We start from the raw sequence: 9,876 nt of genomic DNA, 5'->3' as shown, positions 1-9,876 counted from the left end.
CGCGGGAGGGGGGCGCTGCCCCCCGTCCGCCAGGGCGGACTCCCCCCGGGATATTTTCGGCCAGAAGAAAGCCGGGGTCATTTGACAGATGTTGCACGTGGAGCGGTCCTTTCGGGGGCCGCTTTTTTAGTGCTCGAGCGTGGCCTTGAGGTCGTAGAGGGCCTGAAGGGCGTCGCGCGGGGAGAGATCGTCGGGGTTGAGGGTGGCGAGCTTTTCCTCGAGCGGCGAGGGGCCGGTGGGGCGCGCGGGCTGGGGAGTGGCCTCGGCGGCGGCGGAGAACAGCGGCAGGTCGTCGATCAGCGCCTTGGGGGCGGCGCGCTCGCGTTCGCCCTTTTCGAGCGCGTCGAGGATGGTGCGGGCGCGATCGGTGACGGCGCGGGGCAGACCGGCGAGCTGGGCCACCTGCACGCCGTAGGAGCGGTCGGCGGCGCCCTCGCGCACCTCGTGCAGGAAGATCACCTCGCCATCCCATTCCTTCACCGCGACGGTGGCGTTGCGCACGCCCTCGAGCTTGCCCGCGAGCACGGTGAGCTCGTGGTAATGCGTGGCGAAGAGGCCCCGCACGCGGTTGACCCCGTGCAGGTGTTCGAGCGTGGCCCAGGCGATCGAGAGCCCGTCATAGGTGGCGGTGCCGCGGCCGATCTCGTCGAGGATCACCAGCGCGCGGTCGTCGGCCTGGTTGAGGATGGCGGCGGTCTCGACCATCTCGACCATGAAGGTGGAGCGGCCGCGGGCGAGATCGTCGGAGGCGCCGACGCGGCTGAAGATCTGACTGACGAGGCCAAGATGCGCCGCGCGGGCCGGGACGTAGGAGCCGATTTGCGCCAGCAGCGCGATCAGCGCGTTCTGCCGCAGATAGGTCGATTTACCGGCCATGTTGGGGCCGGTCAGCAGGGTGACGGAGGCGGCGTCGCCTTGCGCCGAGAGGCCGCAGTCGTTGGCGATGAAGGGGGCGCCGCCCTGCGTCTGTAGCGCGCGTTCGACCACCGGGTGACGGCCGCCCTCAATGGCGAAGGCGCGGCTGTCGTCGACCTGCGGGCGGCACCAGTCCTGGGCGCGGGCGAGATCGGCGAGGCCGAGGGCGAGGTCGAATTCCGACAGCGCGAGGCCGGTCTCGGAGAGAGAGGGGGCATTGGCGAGGATCGCCTCTCTTAGGCTGGCATAGAGCCGCTTTTCGATCTCCAGCGCCTCGTTGCCGGCATTGAGGATGCGGGTCTCGAGCTCGGTCAGCTCGACGGTGGTGAAGCGGACCTGGTTGGCGGTGGTCTGGCGGTGGATGAAGGTCTCGTTGAGCGGGGCCGACATCATCTTTTCCGCGTGGGTGGCGGTGGTTTCGATGAAGTAGCCGAGCACGTTGTTGTGCTTGATCTTGAGCGAGGTGACGCCGGCTTGCTGGGCGTATTGCGCCTGCATGGCGGCGATCACGCCGCGGCCCTCGTCGCGCAGCTTGCGGGCCTCGTCGAGTGCCTCGTCGTAGCCGGGCGCGATGAAGCCGCCGTCGCGGGCGAGCAGCGGCGGTTCGGCCACCAGCGCGGCGTCGAGCAGGGTGAGCAGCTCGTCGTGGCCGCGCAGCGCGCCGCGGGAGCTGGCGAGAAGCTCGGGCAGGGGGGCCTCATCGAGCGCTTGCGCGATCTCCTCGGCCTGGGCCAGCGCGTTGCGCACCGCGGCAAGATCGCGGGGGCCGCCACGGTCGAGCCCGAGACGCGACAGGGCGCGGTCGAGATCGGGCACCTTGCGCAGCAGATCGCGCAAGGCGCTGGCGAAGGGCGTCTCGATGCCCCAGTCGAGCGCGTCGAGCCGGGCGGAGATCACCGCAAGCTCACGCGAGGGCGAGGAGACCCGGCGCTCCAGCAGGCGGGCGCCGCCCGGGGTCACGGTGCGGTCGATCACCGACAGGAGCGAGCCCTGCCGACCGCCATTCATCGAGTGCGTGAGCTCGAGGTTGCGCCGGGTGGCGGCGTCGATCTGCAAGAGGCGCGAGACCGCGTCGCGCTGTGGCGCGCGCAGCAGCGGAAGCCGGCCCTTCTGGGTGATGTCGAGGTAATCAACCAGCGCGCCCATCGCCGCCAGCTCGGCGCGCTCGAAGCTGCCGAAACCGGCGAGGGTCTGCACCCCGAAGAGGCTGCAGAGCCGGGCCTCGGCGCCGGCGCTGTCGAAGGAGGCGCGGCCGAGCACGGTGGGGTCGATGCCGAGATCGCCCAGCACGGCGCGCAGCTCTTCCTCGGCGGCCTCGGAGGTCAGCAGCTCGGAGGGGGCAAGCCGCGCCAGCTCGGCGCCGATGCGGGCCTGTCCCAGCGGCATGACGTGGAACGCGCCGGTGGAGATATCGGCCCAGGCCAGCGCCCAATCGTCTCGAACCTTGGCCAAGGCCGCGAGGAAATTGTGCCGCCGCGCTTCGAGCAGCGACTCCTCGGTGAGGGTTCCGGGGGTGACGAGCCGCACCACCTCGCGCTTGACCACCGATTTCGAGCCGCGCTTCTTGGCCTCGGCGGGGCTCTCCATCTGCTCGCAGACCGCGACGCGAAAGCCCTTGCGGATCAGCGTCAGGAGATAGCCCTCGGCGGCATGGACCGGCACGCCGCACATCGGGATATCGTCGCCCGCGTGCTTGCCGCGCTTGGTCAGCGCGATGTCGAGCGCCTCGGCGGCGGCGGCGGCATCGTCGAAGAACAGCTCGTAGAAATCGCCCATGCGGTAGAACAGCAGCGCGTCCGGGTGCCCGGCCTTGATCTCGAGATATTGCGCCATCATTGGCGTGACTGCCGTCATGTCTGCCCCCGGGTGACTGCCTGTGCCTGCCTGCGCCTGCCTGTTCTGGCGAGACATATCAAAGCGTGCGCCCCCGGTGAAAGCCGAAATCCGCGCTGTTGAGCGATGCTTGACCCTGCGCTAAGAGAAGCGACGCGCTGCGCTGGAGAAAGACGACATGGCCAAGATCAAATTCACCCGGGAGGAGGCGCTTGCCTTCCACCTCGAGCCCACCCCCGGCAAGTGGGAGGTGAAGGCCACCGTCCCGATGACCACCCAACGCGACCTGTCGCTGGCCTATTCGCCGGGCGTGGCCGTGCCCTGCGAGGATATCGCCGAGAACCCCGAGCTGGCCTATGACTATACCAACAAGGGCAACCTCGTCGCGGTGATCTCGAACGGCACCGCGGTGCTGGGCCTTGGCAATCTTGGCGCGCTTGGCTCGAAGCCGGTGATGGAGGGCAAGTCGGTGCTGTTCAAGCGCTTCGCCGACGTCAACTCGATCGACATCGAGCTCGACACCGAGGACCCGGAAGAGATCATCCGCGCGGTGAAGCTGATGTCGCCGACCTTTGGCGGCATCAACCTCGAGGACATCAAGGCGCCCGAGTGTTTCATCATCGAGCAGCGCCTCAAGGAAGAGTGCGACATCCCGGTCTTCCACGACGACCAGCACGGCACCGCCGTGATCTGCGCCGCCGGTCTGATCAACGCACTGCATCTGAGCGGCAAGAAGATCGAAGAGTGCAAGATCGTGCTCAACGGCGCGGGGGCCGCGGGCATTGCCTGTCTCGAGCTGGTCAAGGCGATGGGCGCGAAGCATGACAATTGCATCATGTGCGACACCAAGGGCGTGATCTACCAAGGCCGCACAGAGGGCATGAACCAGTGGAAATCGGCGCACGCGGCGCGCACCGATCTGCGCACGCTGGAAGAGGCGATGGCCGGGGCCGACGTGTTCCTCGGCGTCTCGGCCAAGGGCGCGGTGACGCAGGCCATGGTCGAGAGCATGGCCGAGAACCCGGTGATCTTCGCCATGGCCAACCCCGATCCCGAGATCACCCCGGAAGAGGCCCACGAGGTGCGGCCCGATGCGATCGTGGCAACGGGGCGCAGCGACTACCCCAACCAGGTGAACAACGTCCTGGGCTTTCCCTACCTGTTCCGCGGCGCGCTCGATATCCACGCCCGCGCCATCAATGACGAGATGAAGATCGCCTGCGCCGAGGCGCTGGCCGCCATCGCGCGCGAGGATGTGCCCGACGAGGTCGGCCTTGCCTATGGCAAGCAGCTGGCCTTTGGCCGCGACTACATCATCCCGACGCCGTTCGACCCGCGCCTCATCCACCGCATCCCGCCCGCGGTGGCGAAGGCGGGGATGGAGACCGGCGCGGCGCGGCGGCCGATCATCGACATGGAGGCCTATGAAGAGACGCTTCGGGGCCGCATGGACTCGACCGCGCCGATCATCCGCAGCATCAACAACCGGGCGCGTCAGGCGCAGGCGCGGATGATCTTTGCCGAGGGCGACGATCCGCGCGTGCTGCGCGCCGCAGTCATGTACCAGCGCAACGGGCTGGGCAAGGCTCTGGTGGTGGGCCGCGAGGACGACGTTAAAAAGAAGCTCGAGGATGCCGGTCTTGCCGATGCGGTGCGTGAGCTCGAGGTGGTCAACGCGGGCAACACCCGCCATCTCGATGCCTACAAGGATTTCCTCTACCAGCGCCTGCAACGCCGGGGCCGCGACCTGAAGGACATCCACCGTCTTGCCGCCCGCGACCGTCACGTGTTTGCCTCGCTGATGCTGGCCCATGGCCATGCCGATGGCCTCGTGACCGGCGCCACGCGCAAGTCGGCCCACGTGCTCGAGCGCATCAATTCGGTGTTCGATGCCGATGCCCAGCACGGCGCTGTCGGCGTCACCGCGCTGCTGATGAATGGTCGCATCGTGCTGATCTCGGACACGCTGGTGCATGAATGGCCCGACGAGCACGACCTCGCCACCGTGGCCGAGCGTGCCGCCGATGTGGCGCGCCATCTCGGGATGGAGCCTCGCGTGGCCTTCGTGTCCTTCTCGACCTTCGGCTACCCGGTCTCGGAGCGCGCCCAGAAGATGCATCTGGCGCCGCAGGTGCTCGACGCGCGCGGCGTCGATTTCGAGTACGAGGGCGAGATGACGGTTGACGTGGCGCTGAACCCGAAGGCGCAGGAGGCCTATCCGTTCCAGCGTCTCACCGGCCCGGCCAACATCCTCGTGGTGCCGGCGCGGCACTCGGCCTCGATCTCGGTCAAGCTGATGCAGGAGATGGCCGGCGCCACCGTGGTCGGCCCGATCCTCGCCGGCATCGACAAGTCGATCCAGATCTGCTCGACCAACATGACCGCCAATGACATTCTGAACATGGCGGTTCTGGCGGCCTGTAAGGTGGGCTGACCGCAGTTCAGAGGAGGCACGGATGACGATCTACAATCTTGGCTCGATCAACGCGGATCTGGCCTATTCCGTGCCTCATCTGCCCGCGCCGGGCGAAACCCTCGCGGCCTCCGGGATGATCCGGGGGCTTGGCGGCAAAGGCGCCAACATGTCCGTCGCCGCTGCCCGCGCGGCGGCGCGGGTCGTGCATCTTGGGGCTGTCGGCAAGGACGGCGGCTGGGCGGTCGAGCGGCTGATGGAATATGGCGTCGACACCCGCCATATCGCGACGGTCGATGCCGAGACCGGGCACGCCATCATCATGGTCGACGATCTGGGCGAGAACTCCATCGTCATCCTCCACGGCGCCAACCATGCCATTCCGGTGGATCTTCTGGGCCGGGTGCTGGCCGAGGCCGATACCGGCGACATTCTCCTGATGCAGAACGAGACCCTGCTGCAGCCCGAGGCGGCCCGCATGGCGCGCAAGCTGGGCCTGCGTGTCGCCTATGCCGCCGCACCCTTCGAGGCCGAGGCGGCGCTTGCGGTGCTGGATCACACCGACATTCTCGTGCTCAACGCCATCGAGATGGCGCAGCTCGAAGAGGCCACCGGCCTCGATCTGCCGCGCATGGGGGTGAAGACGGTGATCGTGACCGAGGGCGCCGAGGGCTGCCGGATCCATCTCGCGGAAAACGGCTGGAGCCCGGAGCGCATCGCCGCGCCCAAGGTCGAGGCGGTGGACACCACCGGGGCAGGGGACACCTTCACCGGCTACCTGATCGCAGGGCTCGACCGCGGCATGCCGCTTCGTCAGGCGGCCGATCTCGCGACCCGCGCCGCGGCGATCATGGTGACGCGCCACGGCACGGCCGATGTCATCCCCGACCTCAAGGACGTGCAGGACGCAAGGCTCGGCTGAGCCTCAGCCGCCCGCGAAGGGTGCGGCGCTGCCCCAGAGCTGGCGCACCCGCTGGTCGCGGCCGCAGGCGTCGCGATATTTCTTGTAGGCCTTGCTCTTCGAGATCGGACCAAAGCGCGACAGGATGATGTCGTCGGACTTGTAGTAATCCTGGTGATAGCCTTCGGCGTTGTAGAACCGGCCCGCCTTCAGGATCGGGGTCACGATCCGTTGCCCGAGCGCTGCCTGCGCCTCGGCCTTTGCCTTCTCTGCGGCGGCCTTTTCGGCAGCGTTAGAGACGAAAATCGCGGTCCGGTAGCTCTCGCCCCGGTCGCAGAACTGGCCCCCGGCATCGGTCGGGTCGACCGAGCGGAAGAACATGGCATAGAGCTGATCCGCGCTCACCCGGGCGCTGTCATAGGTGATCTTCACCGCCTCGTAATGCCCGGTGCCGCCGCGGCTGACCTGCTTGTAGGTCGGGTTGGCGAGGCTGCCGCCGGTATAGCCCGAGACCGCGCCCAGCACGCCGCGGACCTTCTCGAAATCCGCCTCCACGCACCAGAAACAGCCGCCCGCCACGACGATGTCGCGGCGCTCTCCGGCCTCGGCGCGATGCGCCTGAACGCCAAGGCCGATGACGATCAATACGGTTAGAATGATGCTGCGGAACATGATGCGTCCTCCCTATGGGCAACAGGCTGCGGCCAGCGCGCCGCCCGATCAATCCGCTGCAACGCGATTTCACCGCATGGTGAGCGCGCGTGACCCCTTCCGCCCGGACTGAAACACTCCTAGCGTGGCGCCCATGGACAAGGTCACGACACATCAGGCGCAGGACGACGCCCGCAACGAAGAGATCCTCATCTGGGTCAATGGCACGCTCAAGCCAAAGGCGGAGGCGCTGGTCTCGGTCTACGATTCCGGCTTCATGCTGGGCGATGGCATCTGGGAGGGGCTGCGGCTCTATGACGGGCGCTGGAGCTTCATCGACGAGCATCTCGACCGGCTCTTCGAGGCGGCGCTGGCGATCGACCTCGAGATCGGTATGAGCCGTGCGGAACTGCTGGCGGCGATCGCCGCCACGCAGGAGGCCAACGGCATGGTCACCGATGCCCATTGCCGGCTGATGGTGACGCGGGGCATCAAGACCCGCCCGTTCCAGCATCCGGGACTCTCGGTGCAAGGGCCGACGGTGGTGATCCTGATGGAGCACTCGAAGCCCTCGATCCCGCGCCCGATCCGCCTCGCCACCGTGCCGCACCAGCGCGGCCTGCCGATGACGCAGGACCCCAAGCTCAACTCGCATTCCAAGCTCAACTGTATCCTCGCCTGCATTGCCGCCGAGAAGGCCGGGGCCGATGAGGCGCTGATGCTCGACGTGCATGGCTTCGTGAACACCACCAACGCCTGCAACTTCTTCATCGTGCGCAAGGGCGCGGTTTGGACCTCGACAGGCGATTACTGCATGAACGGCATCACCCGGCAGAAGGTCATCGACCTCTGCCGCGCCAACGATATCCCGGTGCACGAGCGCAACTACTCGCTGGTCGACACCTACGGCGCCGACGAGGCCTTCCTCACCGGCACGTTCGGCGCCCAGACCCCGGTGGGCGAGATCGACGGCCGCCGCATCGGCACGGGCGAGATGGGTCCGATGACCAAGCGCCTGCGGGCGCTCTACAAGGAGCTTGTCACGTCATGAAGATCGCCATGTGGTCGGGCCCGCGGAACCTCTCGACCGCGATGATGTACGCCTTCGGCAACCGCGCGGATTTCCATGTGGTGGATGAGCCCTTCTACGGACCCTACCTGCGGATGACCGGGCTCGCGCATCCGATGGGCGAGGAGATCAAGGCCAGCCGCCCCGAGAGCGGCGAAGAGGTGGCGGCGCAGCTTTCGGGGCCGATCCCCGGAGGCAAGCCGCATGCCTATCACAAGCACATGTGCCAGCACATGATCCCCGGCATGCCGCGCGATTTCATGGCCGAGTGCGTCAATATCTTCCTGCTGCGCCATCCGGCGCGCGTGGTGGCGAGCTTTTCCAAGGGTTACGAAAACCCCACCGCCGCCGATATTGGCTTTGCCCTGCAGGCCGGGCTCTACGAGCATGTCTCTTCCCTCGGGCTGACGCCCTACGTCATCGACAGCGCTGACATCCGCAATGACCCAGAGGGCAAGCTGCGCGCGCTTTGCGAGGCGATCGGGCTGGCGTTCGACCCGGCGATGCTGAGCTGGCCCGCGGGCGGGCACGCGCAGGATGGCGTCTGGGCGCCGCACTGGTACGCCTCTGTGCATCGCTCCACCGGCTTTGCCGGGCCGGAAGGCCCGCTGCCGGTGCTCGACGGGCGCGCGAAGGCGCTCGCCGACGAGGCCATGGTTCATTACGACAAGATGCGCGCCAAAACCCTGATCTGATTTTTTTCAGGTTTTTTCGGTCGCTGCTGAAACTCCCCCCTCTCGGGCTCCGTGGTTAAGGGCAGATCGGGCAACATCGGGTTGCCTGCCCAAGACACGACAGGAGAGTATGATGAAGAGTTTCGCAGTTGCCGCCGCCCTGACCCTCACCGCCGGAGCGGCCCTTGCCGATGACCACGCTATGCCGATGGTCAAGGCGATGGATCAGAGCGTGTCGAACGGCGTCGTGAGCGCCGAACAGGTCATGGCCGAGAGCAACGGCTGGCTGGTTGTGCACCGCACCGATGCCGAGATGAAGCCCGGCCCGGTGGTCGGCCACGCGCCGCTGCGCGCCGGCGAGACCATGGATGTGGCGGCGATCCTTACCGAAGAGGTCGCCTCGGGCGACATGCTGATGCTGATGGTGCATGGCGAAGAGGGCGGGATGGAGACGGGCGTGTTCGAGTACACGCTCGGCGCCAAGGAAGACGGCCCGATCCGTGTCGACGGCAACCTCGTGATGACCACGATCACCGTGGACTGAGAGTTTCGGTAACGAGTAACCGGTTCCCGTAACAAGTATCCGGAGGCCGCCCTTCCTGGCTCAATGACGGTCTTCGGCGCCGTCCCCGCACTGGCCGCGGGGGCGGCTTTTTCTTGCCCGCCTCAGCCCAGTGCGTCACGTGTGACAGGGCATCTTTCGCCGGAATAGAGCCGGTTCAGCACCTCGCGAAAACAGCCCGGCGCACCGGGCACCGCCTCGAAAAGCGTCATGCAGGAGCGCAGCTTCAGCGCGTCGACGGGGCCGAGGATCTCCACCGGCGCGGTGCCCTCGTGGCTCAGCACGAGCTCGGTCGCCTCACGGAGCCGCGGCCCGAGGACCGGGTGACCGAGATACGCCGCAGCCTCGTCCAGCCCGGACAGGCCGAAATGCCGCGCCATCTGCGAGCGGCCCAGGATGTCGAGCTGCGGGAACACGTACCAGATCCAGTGCGTGACCTTCCGCCCGTCGCGCAGCTCGGCAAGGATCTGCGGCCAGTGGCGATCCTGCGCCTCCACGAACTCCTGAAGCTCTGCCATGGTGACCTCCGGCAAATCGGGGCGCTGCCCCGCCCGCGCGGGGCGCGGACTCCCCGGGATATTTTGAGCCAGAAGAAGCCATGAGGGAAGCGCCCCTGTCTTCTTCTGGCCAAAAATATCCCCGCCGGAGGCATGTCCGGCGGGGGCAATCTTTCTCGACGTCTGAGGCTTGGCTCAGCCCTGGAAGCGGCGATTGCGCGCGGCCAGCAGCTTCAGGCGCAGCGCGTTGAGCTGGATGAAGCCCTTCGCGTCTTCCTGGTTGTAGGCGCCGGCATCGTCCTCGAAGGTCACGTGGGCCTCGGAGTAGAGCGAGTGCTCGGACCAGCGCGCCACGGTGCGG

The 9,876-nt window shown here is 67.2% G+C and carries 8 protein-coding genes and 1 pseudogene; 5 read left to right on the top strand and 4 right to left on the bottom strand.

Annotated elements, in window-relative coordinates; genetic code table 11:
- Positions 1 to 126: 126 nt before the first annotated feature.
- Positions 127 to 2,769 (bottom strand): DNA mismatch repair protein MutS, encoded by a 2,643-nt coding sequence (mutS, locus tag AC6RA4_RS00045; protein ID WP_500156162.1) that lies wholly within the window; start codon positions 2,767 to 2,769, stop codon positions 127 to 129.
- A 157-nt stretch (positions 2,770 to 2,926) separates the two neighbouring features.
- Between mutS and AC6RA4_RS00040 the strand changes: the two genes are divergently transcribed.
- Both AC6RA4_RS00040 and AC6RA4_RS00035 read left to right on the top strand, forming a co-directional pair.
- Positions 2,927 to 5,182 (top strand): NADP-dependent malic enzyme, encoded by a 2,256-nt coding sequence (locus AC6RA4_RS00040; protein WP_500156160.1) that lies wholly within the window; start codon positions 2,927 to 2,929, stop codon positions 5,180 to 5,182.
- Positions 5,183 to 5,204: 22 nt separating this feature from the next.
- A complete protein-coding gene (locus tag AC6RA4_RS00035) occupies positions 5,205 to 6,083 on the top strand; it encodes a ribokinase (protein ID WP_500156158.1) in 879 nt (292 codons plus the stop codon).
- A 3-nt stretch (positions 6,084 to 6,086) separates the two neighbouring features.
- Here the strand turns inward: AC6RA4_RS00035 and msrA are convergent, their stop codons facing one another.
- Positions 6,087 to 6,734, bottom strand: a complete 648-nt coding sequence (gene msrA, locus AC6RA4_RS00030; RefSeq protein ID WP_500156157.1) for a peptide-methionine (S)-S-oxide reductase MsrA — start codon at positions 6,732 to 6,734, stop codon at positions 6,087 to 6,089.
- 133 nt (positions 6,735 to 6,867) lie between these two features.
- On the opposite strand from msrA, the gene AC6RA4_RS00025 reads away from it, so the two are divergent.
- The 3 genes from AC6RA4_RS00025 (at position 6,868) to AC6RA4_RS00015 (ending at position 9,000) form a co-directional block, all read left to right on the top strand.
- Positions 6,868 to 7,764, top strand: coding sequence for a D-amino acid aminotransferase (locus AC6RA4_RS00025; protein ID WP_500156155.1), 897 nt, complete (start codon positions 6,868 to 6,870; stop codon positions 7,762 to 7,764).
- Positions 7,761 to 8,477, top strand: a complete 717-nt coding sequence (locus AC6RA4_RS00020; RefSeq protein WP_500156153.1) for a sulfotransferase-like domain-containing protein — start codon at positions 7,761 to 7,763, stop codon at positions 8,475 to 8,477. The genes AC6RA4_RS00025 and AC6RA4_RS00020 overlap by 4 nt, the downstream gene beginning before the upstream one ends.
- Positions 8,478 to 8,589: 112 nt before the next feature.
- Positions 8,590 to 9,000, top strand: a complete 411-nt coding sequence (locus AC6RA4_RS00015) for a DUF7282 domain-containing protein (RefSeq protein WP_500156151.1) — start codon at positions 8,590 to 8,592, stop codon at positions 8,998 to 9,000.
- A gap of 122 nt (positions 9,001 to 9,122) precedes the next feature.
- Here the strand turns inward: AC6RA4_RS00015 and AC6RA4_RS00010 are convergent, their stop codons facing one another.
- Together AC6RA4_RS00010 and AC6RA4_RS00005 are read right to left on the bottom strand one after the other, a co-directional pair.
- Positions 9,123 to 9,536, bottom strand: a complete 414-nt coding sequence (locus tag AC6RA4_RS00010) for a DUF1810 domain-containing protein (RefSeq protein ID WP_500156149.1) — start codon at positions 9,534 to 9,536, stop codon at positions 9,123 to 9,125.
- Between the two features lie 174 nt (positions 9,537 to 9,710).
- Positions 9,711 to 9,876 (bottom strand): annotated as a pseudogene (locus tag AC6RA4_RS00005) (argininosuccinate synthase); the annotation flags it as partial.

The organism is Salipiger sp. (genome assembly GCF_059781815.1).
Note: the sequence above shows the minus strand (reverse complement) of the source record. Positions and strands in the feature narration are given on the sequence as shown.